This window comes from Microcoleus sp. MON2_D5 (assembly GCF_036701905.1).
Taxonomy (GTDB): domain Bacteria; phylum Cyanobacteriota; class Cyanobacteriia; order Cyanobacteriales; family Microcoleaceae; genus Microcoleus.
Map to the genome: position 1 here is coordinate 1 of NZ_JAUBRM010000035.1, position 16,354 is coordinate 16,354.

The window sequence follows — 16,354 nt, forward strand, 5'->3', positions numbered from 1 at the left end:
GCTTTGGGTATCTCCACGATGGCTTTCAACTTGAACGGTTTCAACTTCAACCAATCGATTATCGACTCTCAAGGTCGTGTCATCAATACTTGGGCTGATGTGATCAACCGCGCTAACTTGGGTATGGAAGTAATGCACGAGCGCAATGCTCACAACTTCCCTCTCGACTTGGCTGCTGGTGAAACCACTCCCGTAGCTTTGGTTGCTCCTTCGATCAACGGCTAAGTTTTAGCTTTTGATTGACAAAAAGCGCTCCTAGAAATAGGGGCGCTTTTTGTTTGGGGGAAAATAAAAATATTTTTATCGGCATAAACTCCTCTCAACTATTTTATTAAGGTACATTGCTCTAAGTGACAGTAGAGCATATTATCTGTGTTCGCCCTACCTCCTCGCTGGCTGAAATCCCTGCACAAAACTCACCCAGCGTGGTACTTTATCACCTGTAATATCTAGGATGGGAATGTTGAAACTTCTGACAGCGGGGCGACCTACTTCACCAGCCGAAAAAGTCACATTCGTAGGTTCCGACTTACCTAAACCATAGGCACTAGCTATTTGATTAGCAAGTCGGCAGGTTATTTCAAAACTTCCCATATTAATCCTGCCAGCTCCAGCCGCGTAATTCCAAGTAATACCCGGTGTTAAATTCTCTTGTTGACACATAAAGTGGGTGACTTCAAACATTTTGGCAATGTGAACGTCATATCGCCTTAAGCGTCCTCCATACGCCGATGCTGTGGTATCGCTTTCTGGTACTACAATCGATCCAAATCCTTCGTCAAAACCAAGCTTCATCGGCAGCGCTGTGGAACTTGTAAGCGGTTGACTCGCTTGGGGTTGTACGCGAGTCGATGACATCTCTACTGGTTTGACAAATTGACTATTAGCGCGAACGAAACAACCTTGCGCTGCACCAGCAGGGTAGCTTTTTCCTACAAAAAGCCAAGGTAAACCCCTGGTATCGTTGAAAGTACCAGCAGCATTACTAGGAAAGCTTTCAAAACGCTGTCCCTGTTTTAAGGCACCAACTAAAGACCAATTAAAAAACTCAAATGGAGTGCGGTTGTCAGCACGCATAAGTTCTTCAAAAGAAGAATTTGTCATGCGACAATTTAACCCATTTGGGTCTGGATCTACGACTTCCCAATAAGTATGATAAGCTCTTCCCATATAATCCCCTTGATTATTAGGACTAGGGAGAGGTGCTGTAGAACCCAGCGTAGCTGTTCCTAAGGCCAGAAGAGTGGAAAGAGTAATAGTTTTTAATTTTTTTAACATGAGTATCACTTTTCAAACACTACATCTATTGGTCATCAAATAGCGATCGCACGTCTTCCACAATCTCGACCCTCCTCATGGGATGAAAAGCCGATTCACACCCATATAGGCATTAATATTAAGTACAATCTCAATTAGACGTTCAACACAAAGTTCTCGATATAATCGACAAACATTCCGGTGAGATATAAGAAAACGCTTTCCCTGAATGCGACGCAGGAAGACCCAGGTAGCCCCATGTAATGTTTCTGGTAGCCACAGCTCGTCTGGATAGCGAAATTTATCTACGGTATATCCCTTATAACTCCATTCCTGACCAATGCTTTTGCTATAGTCCCTGACAAAGTGTTCCTGCTTGGTAAACACGTCCACTCCATCAGTCCGAGGATCGGCATCGGCATTATCTACAAATTGCAAGCCCAGCAATCTCCACTGCATTGATCGGCTTGCATTAAACTTCCTCAAGTCGGTTCTTGACCGATTAAAACCGTCAAGACTGACATAATTTTCATTGTTACGCTACCATCGGGAGCCGACACGCTGATTTGTTCCCCTAAAACCGCTTCATCTTGACTGCAATTACGCGCACACTTTTTTGACGTTGGGCAACAGGCTAACCTGATCCCACCACGTCCGTAGTTTTGGCGTTTGAGCCGTAATCACTTCAAATTCTGGAGTTTGGGAAAGGTAGATAAAGATAGGAATCAGATAGAAATCAGCAATGCTCGCTTGGCTGCCGAGCAGATAGGGGCTAGGCGTAGCTAGCGACTCGATCGCCTCTATAGCCTTTTGTGCAGGCGCGATCGCATTTTTGACTTTAGCCTCATCTGTGTTACCCCCCTGACTCGGCACAATCAATCGCTGAATCACAATGGTGGTAATCGCAGGGCCATAGAAATAGCTATCAATAATCGCCATGATTTGACGCATCCGAGCTTGAAGCATTGGATCGGAAAAGCTAAATTTGCGATCGCCTAAAGTGGCATCCAGGTATTCGGTAATAGCAGCCGTTTCATAAAGCAGTTCGCCATTTACTTCTAGGGTGGGAATTTTCCCAAAGGGATTCTTAGCCAGGTACTCTGGGGACTGGCTTTCACCATTGAAGATATCAACGCTTTGGAGGGTATAGTCTGCGCCTATTTCCTCAAGCAGCAGCCGGACGGTACGGACATAGGTACTGACGGGTGTTCCCCAAACAATAAGTTTTGACATGATTTATCGCTCCTGAATCAAAAATTTAGCCGTAGTTAAGAATACTTTACTCGCCCCAATTCCTAACGATTGACGGTACTCATATCGGGGTAGCGATCGCCCACTGCAATGCCTAATGGCAGGGCTTTGGCGAGCTGGTCTAGTTCTGCTGGAGTCAGCGTCACAGCAGCCGCTGCAATGTTTTCTTCTAAATAGGTGCGGCGTTTGGTGCCTGGAATTGGCACAATGTCGTCGCCCTGCGCTAACACCCAAGCCAGGGCTAACTGTCCAGCTTTGATACCCTTAGCGGCGGCCATCTGCTCTATCTGCTCGACTAATTCCAGATTTTGCTGGAGATTATCGCCTTGAAAGCGAGGATATCGCTCGGCCCGATAGTCTCCCTCAGATAATGTGTCGAGGCTCTTGATTTTGCCTGTGAGAAACCCGCGCCCCAGAGGGCTATAAGGCACAAACCCAATCCCTAGCTCTCGGCAGGTGGGCAAAATCTCGGATTCTGGCTCCCGGCTCCACAGCGAATATTCAGTCTGGAGTGCCGAAATAGGATGCACTGCTTGGGCACGGCGGATCGTGGCGCTCGCGGCTTCGGAAAGGCCAAGGTAGCGAACTTTCCCGGCTTGCACTAGCTCTGCCATTGCACCTACGGTTTCTTCGATGGGAGTGTTTGGATCGACTCGGTGCTGATAGTAAAGATCGATCGTATCTACGCCCAGACGCTTGAGGCTGGCATCACAGCAAGAGCGGACATATTCGGGTTTGCCATTCACGCCCTTAAAGCTGCCGTCGCTACCGCGTACATTGCCAAACTTGGTGGCGATAATGACTCGATCTCGATGCCCTTTAATTGCTTTGCCTACCAACTCCTCGTTGTGACCGACACCGTACATATCAGCCGTGTCGAGGAAAGTCACGCCTAGCTCTAAGGCGCGATGAATGGTGGCGATCGATTCTGACTCATCGGCTATGCCGTAGAACTCGGACATACCCATACAGCCCAGTCCTAGTTCCGAAACCACTAATCCTTGATTACCGAGTTTTCGCTGTTTCATGATGTTTTCCTATTACTCTCAATTTCTGGACGTGTCGGACGGACGATCATTTCATTCACATCACAATCACCGGGCTGCTTAATGACAATGGCATCTGTATCAATGGCGATCGCATAAAGTTCATTCATCCTAGAACGTTTGAGATATCTCGGTTCTTAGCGACTGCTGACTCCATCAGTCGTGCGTCCGCTCATTTCACTCGCGTCGATGCGGTAGATTGCGATCACTTCGGAACGTCCCTGAGCATCAATCCAGGTTCGATTGATAGCAGGTGAGAGCGTTGGATTGCGCTCTTTGATCAAGTGCATTGCCCGATCGATGTCTTCCTGAACTGTGAGGCGCGAGGCTCGACCATTCACAATCACGCTGCGCCAATGAAGCGGATCGTGTATTTCTTCAACCTGTAGGCAGATTTCTGGATTCGCCTCTATGTCATGAGTCTTCATGCCTTCGGTTGTAAACAGGTAGATGTCCGAACCTTCGAGATAATAATTCATTGGCATCACGTAGGGTTTGCCTTCGTGTATGCAGCCCAGATGACCGTATCCTACTTGGTGTAGCAGCTCGTGTATTTCTTTTGAGCTCATTTCATCAATATCTAACATTACTTTTCTCTTAAAAATTCAGTTGATTGCTAGTATTTAACACAAATAGTTTTCGCTTTACATCTGTCGTTAGATGGTATCGATATGTGAAAGTCAATGATTGGAGTTAGCAGCCTGTTCAGAAAGCGCTCGCCTCACAAATCTTCTGCCCGCTTAATTGATGCTTTTTTACCCGCAGCTACGCTAGCAACAACCAAACAGGCCGTGACTAGGGCGATCGGCTCCAGGGTTTCACCAAGCAAAATTGCCGAAGCCAGGAGCGTCAAAAATGGTTGCAATAACTGAATTTGACCTACCCGAGCAACTCCACCCATTGCCATACCATGATACCAGGCAAAAAATGCGATAAATTGACTAATAACACTTACATAAGCAAAACCGAACCAGGCTATCGGTGAAGCTATCAACCCTTGTTTAAAGACCACAAATATTGTTGGCAAAACCTCGAAAGGAGCTACAATCACCAATGCCCAACAGATCACTTGCCATCCACCTAAACTCAAAGCTAATCGCCCACCTTCAGCATAGCCCAAAGCAGCAGCAATTACAGCTCCAAACAAAGCTAAATCTGCGGGATGAAGCTGGCCAGCGCCACTAATAATTCCAAAAACAACAACGGTTGTACTACCGACAATGCTCGCAATCCAAAAGCTGAAATCAGGGCGATCGCCAGCTCGCAAAAACCCTGCTATCGCTGTTGCTAAAGGCAACAATCCTAACACCACAGCACCGTGCGCGGCAGGTACTTGCTGCATTGCCCAAGCCGATAGTACCGGAAATCCCAAAACAACTCCCAATCCGACAACTAATAAACTCCCAAGTTGCTGTTTTGAGGGAATGGGTTGATGCGTTATCCGCAGAGTAAATGCTGCTAGTATAGCTGCTACTAATCCGCGTCCTAAACCTACAAAAAGCGGGTCTAAATCTATCACAGCGGCTCTGGTTGCTGGTAATGTCAAGCTAAATCCAACTACGCCCAAAAAACCGTAGATTAAGCCGATATTTTCTGAATTTAAGTGAAGATTTTCCCAGTAGGATTTCATTGACTCTCCAATATAGAGCGAGTTAAAAGTTCTTTACCTCCTTTATGAAAGAGGTGGTTGAAACCGCTCTGCAAGTCAAACTCTCGTCCGCATGAGCCGGCTAATAAATAAAGGAAGTATTCGAGGACTTACGCACTCCTTAGCGCCACATTTTGCCCGGTTTCGCTCGATCGCCTCGCAGCGTCTGCCACTTTCAAAGCGTACAAGCTACTAGCATTATTCACGTACAAAGGCGTACCGTTTGACAAATATTCCAACACCATATCGGTGTCTTTGGCAAACAAACCGCGCCGCGTCCCTACTTTGATGTTGTGCCGATTTTCTCCCTGAATTAATTGACCGGATTCAGGAGTAAAAACCAGCGTTCCTGCTTCTCCGTAGATGGTAAAAATGTTTTCCGACTGCCAAAAAGTCTCTCCTTTTCCATAAACAGCTTCAGCCACAATGCCATTGGCAAAGCGCAACTGTGCGTTGCACAAACAAGCTTTGTAGAAATCCGGCTGGGTGTCCCAAAATTGAGCTTGACAGTTAACGCTTGCCACTTCCCCGAACAAATCAGTAAATCGGTGCAGTCGCGAAATTGCACCAACTAACGGAAAGCCAAAGAGGGAATGTTGATAAGTCCACCGCTGCGGGGCTGGATGTTGAGGAGTAATAGTAAGGTAGCGGGCGTAAAAAACTTTACCGATTAATGGCAAAGATTCTTTGATTGCTTGGTGCAAACCGCCTAACAGTTCGATGTGTTCGATGTGGAGGAGTTTTTGCTTTTGGGCGGCAAGTTCGATCGCCCTTTCTGCTTCAGATACGTCTAAAGATAGAGGATATTCGACCACAACGTGCTTGTCATTTTCTAGCGCGGCCAGGACGATCGCCCCGTGATCCCGGTTCACCGTACAGACAATAACCAAATCTAAATCGTCTCTTTCTACCAGCTTGCGCCAAGAAACCGCAGCTTCTGCCCCGAACCCTTGACAAAATGCTGCGGTTTTCTCTGGGCTGTGGCCGGCAACCGCTACCAAGTGCGATCGCCCATCAGCTTGAATTGTCTCGGCCCTCAACTTAGCGGCAAAACCAGTACCCACAATCCCCACGCGAATTGGAGAATTAACCGAAAAACCAAAGCGAGTATCAATATTAGTCATGGGATTTGAGATTTAAGATTTTAGATAGTTACAGACTTGCGGTGCAGGGCTTTAGGGTTCTATCGCCCCGATTTTAAGCTGTGGTTGTGGTGCGATTTATTCGATCGAGCCTTCAACACCCAAGTCTTGATGCGATCTAACTATACATTTCACCGCCTGCAGGGACTTGCCTTGTAGCAAGTTTTGCTGAAACTCGATCGACACACCGCATACCAACAACCCGGTTTTTGTACTGTAGGGCTCAAAACAGGATTTTTCCTAGAAACCGGATTATTTAGCGCAAGTCTTGCGGCAACAGTATCACAAGGCTGAACCCAAGATAGGTATAAGTAATCAAGATGAAATTAGAAAAAGTTATAACTAATCCCATTCAAATGTTTTGTAAATAAGTGTGTCAACCTCCCTTCTATCCCCTACTATCATAGAGGGAACGAACCTAAGACCTAACCTCAAAGCTAATAGAGCCTTGAAGTTTGCATTAGGAAAAATTATCAATCTTGTTGAATTTTTGAGAGGATTTAGTGCATGGCAACTTACAAAGTTACCCTCATCAGCGAAGCCGAAGGAATTAACCAGACCATTGACGTTGATGACGATACTTACATTCTTGATGCTGCTGAAGAAGCAGGACTCGACCTCCCCTACTCTTGCCGCGCTGGAGCTTGCTCCACCTGCGCCGGCAAAATCACCAAAGGCGAAGTTGACCAATCCGACCAATCTTTCTTGGACGATGACCAAATCGAGGCCGGATTTGTCCTCACCTGCGTCGCCTATCCCAAGTCTGACTGTACGATCGAAACTCACCAAGAAGAAGCGCTCTACTAAGAAAGGACGCTCTGCGTGATACCCTAAGAAACCCGGTTTCTCGTTTCCAGAATTAAGCTGAAATACGGCAATTATGTTAAGAAACCGGGTTTCTGTGTCTAACATTGCAACAAAGCCGCCAGCAGTCTGTCACTCCCAGCTATGAATTCATAGCTGTTGGAGCAGATAGCTGACCAAATAATTTTAGATTTTAGATGGCAGATTTTAGATTAACTGTGAAACCAATCTAGAATCCAAAGTCTAAAATCTAAAAGTTTTACGGCTGATATTTAGTCCGCAAAGGCGGGCTTTGTTTGTGTAGTGGCGATGATTTAAATCGCCGACTCTTAGGCCGACTGCGATCGACTATTCGCGCCAAAATGTAATGTTATCGCTGAGCGGCACAACTTGAGCGCCGGGAAAATAAAACCCCAGAATTTGAGATCCATTCCAGCCCAAATTAGCCAAATTGTAAGAACCAGTCTGACTCATTCCCACCCCGTGCCCGAAACCGCCTCCGACAAAAGCATAACCGTTGAGAGTTTTGTCTGGATTGTAAATGGGTTCTAGGTAAAAAAGCGTGCTGATCGGGGGGTAAAAAGCATTGCGAATCTCGTCTTTGTCGATATCGATGGGGCCCAAGTCAGTTTGAACCTTCATTTTCAAAACTCGACCTGCAGGCGACCTTTCCACCACTTCCACTTGAGTGACAGTTTTAAGATTAGCCAGCGGGTGCTGTTTCTTCTGAAGATACTGTTTGAGAAATCCACCAATAGCTGTCAAAGAAGCTGGTTCGCGCCACCGAAAAGTATCTTCTTTTTCCTCATTAAACCCTTTTTCCAAACTGAGAAAGCGGCGGAGGTTGTTTTCGTCAGACAAACTCTGCTTGGACAAATCCCAAATATTATTAGGGGAATCGACGATCGATCGCAAATATGGACGTTCCGCGCCCTGCCACACATCGTTAAAAGAGGCTGTCACGCCGCCGCTAGAAGCGGAATAGAGCGCGTCTACTAGCTGATTTTCGTAAGTTAGCACCAAACCGCTCGTTTGGGCGATCGCCTTATCACTTTGCGGGTAAACCTCAGTTAAACCGTGATAAACTTGGCAGTTAACATCAGCGCACAACTCATAATTATCCACAGCAAAACGGCGCAAATTTCTCAGGGCGTAGGTTCTCGCCAAAATAGTTTGAGCGACAATCGCAGCGTAAGGCGAAAAAGCCCCAATTTCGTGAGGAACAACACCACGCAAATAAGTTTCCGTCAGCACTTTATTCACCAAAGTATAAGTGCCGTAAGCATTTTTTTGCAGGTGCAAACTGCCGCCATAACGGCGAGTTTGTTGAATAGCTTTTTCGGGTTCAGTAGCTGTCGCCTCTTGGGTGGTTTGTTCCAATACCTCAATCACATTTTTCCCGGCCGTCACATCCAACTCATGGCGGTTGAAACGAAAGCCGTTTAAAACCCAAAATGCCTGGGGTACTTGTTTAAAAACTTTGGAATCCAAAAAAGCTGTTGTGTTCCCTTGAGCTTGCAAACTTTGCAACAGCCAGCGCCGCACCAAAGGAGAGTTGTAAGTATCTCTTTTCGCCCAAACTTGCCAGCGAAAAGGTTGAGCAATTTCTACATCAATTCCCTGGGCGCGCCACTGATTGGCGCTATCTTCTGCACTCTCGAAACTGCGGTGGGAGCTCAGAACAACTCGTTCTTCTACTAATGGCGCTTCCAGCGGTTTCGGGGCTATTTCTAACTTGACGCTAGCAGCCGTTTTGGTTTCTATGCCTTGAGGAGTTTTGTAACTCAATGTTAAGCTGTCGCCCGGTAATGCTTTCAGCGTCAGTTTGTCGGTTGCTTTGGTGCCAAACCGCTGCACCACGCCGATTTTGATGGGTCTATTTTGGGGAGTTTGGGCGTATCCCGCAGCGCTGAAAATGGGCAACAGGCACAATGCGGTGAAAACAGTCCTAGAAATGCAGCTAAACCATTTGTAATTGGGAGTTGGAGGTGCTTGAGCGAACACGGTTATCTGTCTCGCGATAGTTGAAGATGGGGGATTTTTGATTGTACGTTAGCACATTTGGCCGCTGCTATAGGGGAATTGCGGAAGATTAGGTGGTTTGGTTCGTTAAACCGATAGTCCGACAGGGGTTGAAACCCCTGCCTCAAAGCGAAAGTCCTCTAAAAGAGGACTGAATAATTCATTAGTCCTCTTTTAGAGGACTTTCGCTATTAGACAGGGAATTCATTCCCTGGCGGACTGCCGGGTGGGCGGGAGGAATGGCGGACAAAAAGCTTAAGTTGACACGCCTTGGGCACTGGCGGTTTTCTGGCTGTGGGTAATATTAATTCCGATGCTACCGGATTTGAGATGAAACGCAGTAATCGCAAAAGTTGCGATCGCTTTACATCCTGTTACACGCTAAAGTTTATTTGCACCTACCGACTGATTGGCTAATCATTTTTTCTGAGCACTAATCTCATCGCAGAGGTGTTTATCGCTTTCATCAGCATTATTCTGCAAATAGTCGCGCAGCCAATCGCAGCCTTGCACCAGCATTTCATCTAAACTTCTGATTTGCCACAACCGGGCTGTATTGTCCGATGATGCCGTAGCGATGTATTTGCCGTCAGGACTAAAACTGACACTATTTACCCCCTCCTGATGTCCTTTAAATTCTTGTATCAGCTTGCCTGTTAAATCCCACAACCGGGCTGTTTTGTCCCCTGATGCCGTAGCGATGTATTTGCCGCCATGACTAAAACTGACACTATTTACCCTACCTTGATGTCCTTTAAATTCTTGTATCAGCTTGCCTCTTAAATCCCACAACCGGGCTGTTTTGTCATCTGATGCCGTAGCGATGTATTTGCCGTCAGGACTAAAACTGACACTCGATACCGAACCTTTATCTCCTTTCAACCGATTTTGTTCTCGGATGTTGTCGAGAATCTGGTTGAGGGCAATCTGGGGAGTAGATATCGGGTAATCTGCAAGGGAACGAACGTCTTTGATTGTAGCTTTCAGTTCTTTCCCAGTCTTCACGGCTGAGATTAAAGCATCTATTTGGTTATTGTGGAACTCAAACAGTCTCAAAGCATCACTTGCCGATCGCTCTAATTCTGTCAATTTCTGTGCTGTTGCTAACAACTGTTCTGCTTCCTGCCGCGCCTCTGCTAATATCTGATTTTCAGTTTCAGTCTGCTTGAGCTTTTGGCGTAAGTCTAGTAATTCCGCACCGCGGTGTTTGCGGATAAAAGGCACTAAATAATCGTGGACAAGTTGGTAACGTTCAATCGGAGTTGCTGGCACTTCTAACACCAATCCCGATTTAACGACAATCTCTAAAACCAAATCTAATCTTTTTGACTCTGTTCCTAAATCTGCTGCTAACTCAGCCAGAGTTTTCTGAGGACGAGTGTTGTTTTCATCCGTCAGCAAGTACAAGACAAGTTCGGCAATATCTTTATTCTCCTGGCCGCAGTCGGCGATAACTTCTGCTAAAAATTCCTCAACCAGTTTGACCTTAGCCTGACTGCCTAGTTGCTGATATTCAGTCAGTCGAGTAATCTGCCGTTTTTCTAGTTGCGTTCCCACAATTTGGAACTCAATCGGCCGCACTTCGCGCACTTCACCTGCTAAATCTTCTACCAGCGCGTTTACCAAATCTTCGGATAAGTCAAGTTGAGAGCGTTTTGTTAAGGTTTGGAGAACAACTTTCGCATCGGGAATCGAAAATTTACCTAAGTAATAGCAGATTTTTTTATTGAGAATGTCGTTATCAATAATTGACAAATTGCTGGCGCGATTCCATTCTAACAAGTAGAAAAGATAATCTTCCCGCAGCGACAGGATAATTTTGAGTTCACCAATCTCATTTAAACATTCAGCCAAAAAATCATAGAACTCTCTCCTGCTAGTTTGGTCTGGATAAGCAAAGAAAAATTCCTCAAACTGGTCAAAAATTAGTACCGTCAATAAATTGCGATTTTGATTCAGTCGCAACTGTTCCAGAATAGCTGTCGGCGTGTCAATAGGAGTAGATAAACTCTCACCTTTTATTTTTTTAATTCCCGCTCGCAAACACTGACCGCAATCCCTCGCCCAATCGTGATAAGACTGCAATAAAACAGGCAATACGTCCCGCGCGTCAAAAGTGGTAAGTTGCAGGGCTGGAACTAACCCGGCTTGAATAATCGAACTTTTTCCTACTCCCGACTGTCCATGAATAATTGTCAGCTTGGAAGCAGGTGTACCTATCCGCTGAATTATCCGTTTAATATCCTGCGCCCGCCCGGAAGCGGCTTCAATTTCCTCAACAATTTCAGCTTGTGAGTGACCTGATTCTAAACCGATATCAATTATTTGTTGCGGAGGCTGCAAGCGATCGGCACCAATAAAAGCTTGCAATCCATATTTGCTTTTAACTGCTTGTTGTTCGAGTTTGATATCAAATGCTTTTAAATATTCGCCTTGCTCAAAATAGAGAGTTCTCAACTCTTCTAAAATTCTTAGATAAAGCTGCACATCCTCTTCAGGTTGGGTAATTACTTTCGCTTGTGTTAAAATTTCTATAATCTCAATTGGGGAAAATACACACTCACTCCCGCCCTTAGCAAGGGGGGGGTTAACTGTCGAACAGGGGATAAGATTTCGCTGCCCTTTTGCCAAAAGTAGCAGATACAAACCAGTCTCTTTTTTATTTATTCCTGCTTGTGCCAAAACCGACAATGCTAATTTAGCCGATTCGCAAGCTTTTTCCCACTGAGATTGTTGCAGCGCCACCTCAGCCAAAAAGCCGTAATCTTCAGCTACTTGACTCGGAGTGCCGTAAATTTCGTGCATTTCTAAGGCTTTTTTAGCTAAACTTTGCAACTCTTCCCAAGCTGCTAAACGCCGTAGCACTTCGCCAAGTTCGCTAATACATTTCGCACCTAAATCAGGTAGCTGTGCTTGCTCAAAACTCTCCAGAGATTGTTGTAAATACTTTCTAGCTTCTTGCCAATAATCTTGATTTCCTGCCCGGTGCAATTCAGCTTTGCGGTTGTAAGCTTGAGCAATTTTATGGCAAACAATTCCTTGTCTTTCTAAGTGGCGAGTTTCCTGCCAAAATGTCCAACTTTGCTGATAATGTTCGAGGGCTAAATCTATTTGATTTTTCTGAAATTCAACTAAACCGCGAATAAATTGCCAACTAGCTTGTAATTCCTGGTCTAATGCTGCATTTAGCAAATCATTCTCCAGCAACTCCATTTCGCAGTCATCTAATTTGAAATTATCAACATCAGCAAAAGCTTGACTGGTTTGTTGTTGTAACAAATTCATCAAATCATCGGGCGGCATGGTAAACTGAATTGGAGGAGGAGACCAAGACTTCAAATCATTCGCCGATCGACTGAATTTAGACAGTACCGGATCCGTCACCCATAATATCAACGGAAAAGCAAAATCTTGCTTGAATTGATCTCGCGCTCTATTAGCCCCCGCTAACAGGTCATCAAGAGCAACCACCGATTCTATGCCCACAACTATTAAAGCTTTCGGTGGTTGCTGCTGGACGGCATTGAGAATAGTTTGATGAAGTATTTTAGTAGCAGGCTCAAGGACTAATTCTTGATATTCAACTGTCGAGCGAGCGCGCAGTTTTTCCAGCATTGCAGAACGCAAGCTAGCATAATTGCAGCGCACTATAGTTAAAGAAAACTTTCCTTGAAAGCGGGCGATAGTCCGTACCAATGTAGAGAGCGACCGCTCATTTTCGGCTGCAATATCTTCGGCTAGATTTGAGTTTACCATAATCTTAATAATTTTGCTGCTGCCACAGCTTAAATTTGTCAGTTTCCATCAACAGCGGATTCAACGCAAACCAATTTCCTTGAGGGTCTACATATTCAAAAACCCACAGGTTTCGCAGCAAATATTGGTATTCTTTATCTCCATTAATGCTTTGTTCTTTTACCACCTTAAAGAGTAATTCCCACAGATCATTATCAATGCCATTCTTCAGAGTGTCGCGGGAACTGCGAATCACTGATTTCAACACATTTGGCGAAATTGGAGGGTCATCTTGCTGCAAGCAACCAAACAGCATCCCCATCAAGTTTCGCAGATGACCTCCGCTGACTCGGCACAATTCATCTAAAGTTTCAGGACTGTCAAAAACTTCGGCAATTAATGTGATATATTTCTCTGGCGACACATCAGGGAAAGCCCGCGACATCACCATGCGCCGCAGCAAATTCATCCCCTCAACACATTCGCTGCCGTCTCTATTTTTTACTGGTACCATCGGCAAAACTTGCGGGCCAACTCCCCCTCCCAATCGATTTTTCAAAATTTCACTTTCATTGCCAAAAATCAATCCCAGCGGTACGGTATAAACTAAATGGCAATTCAGTTGCCGCAACTGATCGCCCCGGTCAATAAAGATATATTCTGGCAACAGTCGCCCGGCTGCATTGGGTCGAAAAACTATCCGGTCTAAGTTGTCAACAATCACCACTAATCCTTTTTTACCCCGCTGCTTTAACTGATTAATTGCTACATCAATTATTTCTTGATTAATCAGTTCTAACATTTTATTAGCTTGCGGTTCCATGTACTGTCTCAGTTTAGATCGCAAGTCGGGATTACTTTTGGTTTTGGCAGTAATTTGGGCAATACCTAAAGGCAGAGAGACTTCCAGGTTTCCGTCTGTATTGCCCTTGAATTTGTTGCCAAAAAGTTCTCCTTCAGCTTCTAAAGTCACAGGAGTCTGTAAAAAATTCCAACTGTTTTTTAAGAATTCTTTAAAGCCCTGGGGCTGCAAGGAAATGTTGCCCTCTTCCAAGCTTTGGGTGACTCGCCGCGCGATCGCCAACATGATATCTGTCAAATCGAGATCCATTTCATCGAGGTCTTGTGTTGACTCGAAGTAAACTACATAAAACCCCTCATCTGTCAACTCTTTTTGCAGTCGCGACAATTCAGTAGACTTACCGCAACCAATGTGTCCGGTAAATAATTGGCAAGTTGGTTTATCTGATGACGGACGGGTAATTGTCCGTTTGAGTAGGTTAATAATTTTCCCGCCACGCACCTCAGAAAAATCAATGTAATACCGCCGATCTTCGGCATTGCCTAATTTTAGGGACTCACTGGGGTTGCAGGCATTCCAGAATTTATCGAAATCTAGGTTCATAAAATTTTTTAAATTAGTTTTTGTAGTTATTGTAGGGTGGGTCAGGGCTGAATGTTATTACCAGAGACAAAACAATTTTCCGGGTAAGCACCCTACGGTTAGTTAGCTGACCACCCATACGTCGAAGACTATTAGTGTGAACCTGGATGCTGTTTCCAATATTGGTAGGCGGCATAGGCCAAGGTGACAGCGCCGGTCACGATCGCCGCTTCATCAACCTCAAATTGCGGGTGATGGAGGGGATAGTTCGGTTTCTCAGTCAGTCCCACTCCTAAGCGAAACATGGTTCCCGGTGCGTGTTCTAAGTACATCGAAAAATCTTCCGCGCCGAGGGATGGTTCTGGTAAAATTTGGACGCGCGATCGACCTAAAGCTTCTAAAGCAGCAGTTTCGACTAATTGCGTGAGTTTTGGGTCGTTTTGGACTCCCGGCACGCCGCGCTTGTAGGTGAGTTCGTACTTAGCGCCGTAAGTCGCGCAGACGCTAGAAACAATTTGTTCGATCCAAGCCGGCAGTTTTTCGTGGGTTTCTGGATGCAGCGATCGCACAGTTCCCAATAATTTTACTCGATCGGCAATCACGTTCGGCGCTCGTCCGCCGTTAATTTGCCCGATCGTCAAAACCAGTGGCCTCAAAGGATTTTGCGTGCGGCTAATGGCCTGCTGCAAGGTGGTAATTATCTGAGAAGCAATCCAAATTGCGTCGATCGCCTCGTGGGGACGCGCACCGTGGCCGGATTCGCCCATCACAATCAATTCTATGTCATCTGCCGCCGCCGTCAGTGCCCCGTGGCGGATACCGATGCAACCGCCGGGAATCGTCGGAAAAACGTGCACTCCGAGGATGCCGTCAACATCTTCCATCGCGCCGTCTTTAATCATCCATTGAGCACCTTGGGCAATCTCTTCCGCCGGCTGAAACAAGAAGCGGACGTGACCGGGCAATTTTTCCCCTAGCTGAGACAATATCATGGCTGCGCCCAAACCGACGGTGGTGTGGATGTCGTGGCCGCAGGCGTGCATGACTCCCTCGTTGCGGGAAGCAAATTCTAAGTTAGTGCGTTCTTGAATCGGCAAAGCATCCATATCGGTGCGAATTGCCAGCCACCGGGACTCGTTGCTGTGGCCTTTGAGTTCGCCGAGCACTCCTGTTTTGCCGATTCCTTCGATCGCGCGGACTCCGCTGGAAGCGAGAACTCCGGCTACGTAGGCGGCGGTTTGATATTCTTGGCCGCTGAGTTCGGGGTGGGAGTGGATGTGGCGGCGAATTTCGATTAAGCGGGGTGCTAGGGTGGCGGCTAATTCTTTGATGCGGGGAAGCATGAATTTAGTTGGGGAGTGCGGTACAAGTTGTAGTCAACTAGGTTAACGCATATGTTTGGGGTGAACCCACATCAAGCACCATTCTCCTGAACAGGCATCCTGCCTGTTCCAGCGGCTTAATCGTCTTTGGATTCATTGAACCTCCCTTCCTTCTGCGCTCTTTCGAGCCCTTCCTCCACCAAAAGTAATGCCATTTGGGACATCGAACGACGCTCAATGCTCGCCAGCTTCTCTAATTTCTCCTTAATTTCGGGCGGCGGGTAAAAGGCAACTCTGGGAGATTTTGCAGGACTCACATTGTTTGGGGGTAGCGTGTTCACCATGTCATTTTACTCGTCGCTATCGCTTTTCTGTTGCTGCGATCGCTCTTCGCTTTGAATTCTCCCCTCAGATTTAGCCTCATCTACTGCTTCTTGAATTAATGTCAACACCATATTCGAGACCGGCCGATAATGCGATTTGGCTAACCGCTCTAGGTCTGCTTTAAGTTCTTCTGGAAGATATACAACTATTCTGGGGAGTTTTGCTGGCAAGGCTGTTATTTGTGCTTTTACTGCCCTATTGTACCTTTTTTTGACCTCTACAGTATCAATTTCACCCTCAAGGGTTGACTCGGAGTGCATACCGTGATACTTTAGAGTGAACACAAAACAAAACCCCCACCGCTCAGAGTTGCAATCGTTCGGTGGGGGCTTGAACTCCCATATTCAGGAGGAATACCT

Annotated in this window: 14 protein-coding genes and 1 pseudogene; 2 read left to right on the forward strand and 13 right to left on the reverse strand. The window is 46.0% G+C overall.

The annotated features are described in order from the left end of the window. Positions 1 to 225 (forward strand): annotated as a pseudogene (locus QUA47_RS14545) (photosystem II q(b) protein); the annotation flags it as partial. 156 nt (positions 226 to 381) lie between these two features. Here QUA47_RS14545 and QUA47_RS14550 read toward each other — a convergent pair. The 7 genes from QUA47_RS14550 to QUA47_RS14580 form a co-directional block, all read right to left on the reverse strand. Further along, positions 382 to 1,278: a hypothetical protein gene (locus QUA47_RS14550; RefSeq protein WP_333431246.1), complete on the reverse strand. Its 897-nt coding sequence runs from the start codon at positions 1,276 to 1,278 to the stop codon at positions 382 to 384. Positions 1,279 to 1,353: 75 nt separating this feature from the next. Beyond that, on the reverse strand, positions 1,354 to 1,716 hold the full coding sequence (locus QUA47_RS14555; RefSeq protein ID WP_333431247.1) for a hypothetical protein: 363 nt from the start codon (positions 1,714 to 1,716) through the stop codon (positions 1,354 to 1,356). A gap of 141 nt (positions 1,717 to 1,857) precedes the next feature. Then, positions 1,858 to 2,490, reverse strand: coding sequence for a glutathione S-transferase family protein (locus QUA47_RS14560; RefSeq protein ID WP_333431248.1), 633 nt, complete (start codon positions 2,488 to 2,490; stop codon positions 1,858 to 1,860). A gap of 62 nt (positions 2,491 to 2,552) precedes the next feature. After that, positions 2,553 to 3,536: an aldo/keto reductase gene (locus tag QUA47_RS14565; protein ID WP_333431249.1), complete on the reverse strand. Its 984-nt coding sequence runs from the start codon at positions 3,534 to 3,536 to the stop codon at positions 2,553 to 2,555. 155 nt (positions 3,537 to 3,691) lie between these two features. Then, complete coding sequence (locus tag QUA47_RS14570) at positions 3,692 to 4,141, reverse strand: pyridoxamine 5'-phosphate oxidase family protein (RefSeq protein ID WP_333431250.1); 450 nt, start codon at positions 4,139 to 4,141, stop codon at positions 3,692 to 3,694. 134 nt (positions 4,142 to 4,275) lie between these two features. Further along, positions 4,276 to 5,184 carry a DMT family transporter gene (locus QUA47_RS14575; RefSeq protein WP_333431251.1) on the reverse strand — a complete coding sequence of 303 codons (909 nt, stop codon included), beginning with the start codon at positions 5,182 to 5,184 and terminating at the stop codon, positions 4,276 to 4,278. Positions 5,185 to 5,312: 128 nt separating this feature from the next. Then, positions 5,313 to 6,326 (reverse strand): Gfo/Idh/MocA family oxidoreductase, encoded by a 1,014-nt coding sequence (locus QUA47_RS14580; RefSeq protein ID WP_333431252.1) that lies wholly within the window; start codon positions 6,324 to 6,326, stop codon positions 5,313 to 5,315. Between the two features lie 525 nt (positions 6,327 to 6,851). Here QUA47_RS14580 and QUA47_RS14585 point away from each other — a divergent pair. After that, entirely contained in the window at positions 6,852 to 7,151 is a 300-nt protein-coding gene (locus QUA47_RS14585) for a ferredoxin (RefSeq protein ID WP_190663602.1), read from the forward strand. A gap of 345 nt (positions 7,152 to 7,496) precedes the next feature. On the opposite strand, the gene QUA47_RS14590 is transcribed toward QUA47_RS14585, so the two are convergent. From QUA47_RS14590 to QUA47_RS14615, 6 genes are all read right to left on the reverse strand, one after another. Further along, entirely contained in the window at positions 7,497 to 9,152 is a 1,656-nt protein-coding gene (locus QUA47_RS14590; RefSeq protein WP_333431253.1) for a SpoIID/LytB domain-containing protein, read from the reverse strand. Between the two features lie 435 nt (positions 9,153 to 9,587). After that, positions 9,588 to 12,926: an nSTAND1 domain-containing NTPase gene (locus QUA47_RS14595; RefSeq protein WP_333431254.1), complete on the reverse strand. Its 3,339-nt coding sequence runs from the start codon at positions 12,924 to 12,926 to the stop codon at positions 9,588 to 9,590. A gap of 4 nt (positions 12,927 to 12,930) precedes the next feature. Continuing rightward, entirely contained in the window at positions 12,931 to 14,310 is a 1,380-nt protein-coding gene (locus tag QUA47_RS14600; protein WP_333431255.1) for an ATP-binding protein, read from the reverse strand. Positions 14,311 to 14,441: 131 nt separating this feature from the next. Next, the gene (locus QUA47_RS14605; protein WP_333431256.1) at positions 14,442 to 15,632 is read right to left on the reverse strand and encodes a M20 family metallopeptidase; all 1,191 of its coding nucleotides are present in this window, start codon (positions 15,630 to 15,632) and stop codon (positions 14,442 to 14,444) included. A 116-nt stretch (positions 15,633 to 15,748) separates the two neighbouring features. Further along, entirely contained in the window at positions 15,749 to 15,955 is a 207-nt protein-coding gene (locus QUA47_RS14610) for a ribbon-helix-helix domain-containing protein (protein WP_006633396.1), read from the reverse strand. A gap of 6 nt (positions 15,956 to 15,961) precedes the next feature. Then, on the reverse strand, positions 15,962 to 16,279 hold the full coding sequence (locus tag QUA47_RS14615) for a ribbon-helix-helix domain-containing protein (RefSeq protein ID WP_333431257.1): 318 nt from the start codon (positions 16,277 to 16,279) through the stop codon (positions 15,962 to 15,964). Between the last annotated feature and the right edge of the window lie 75 nt (positions 16,280 to 16,354).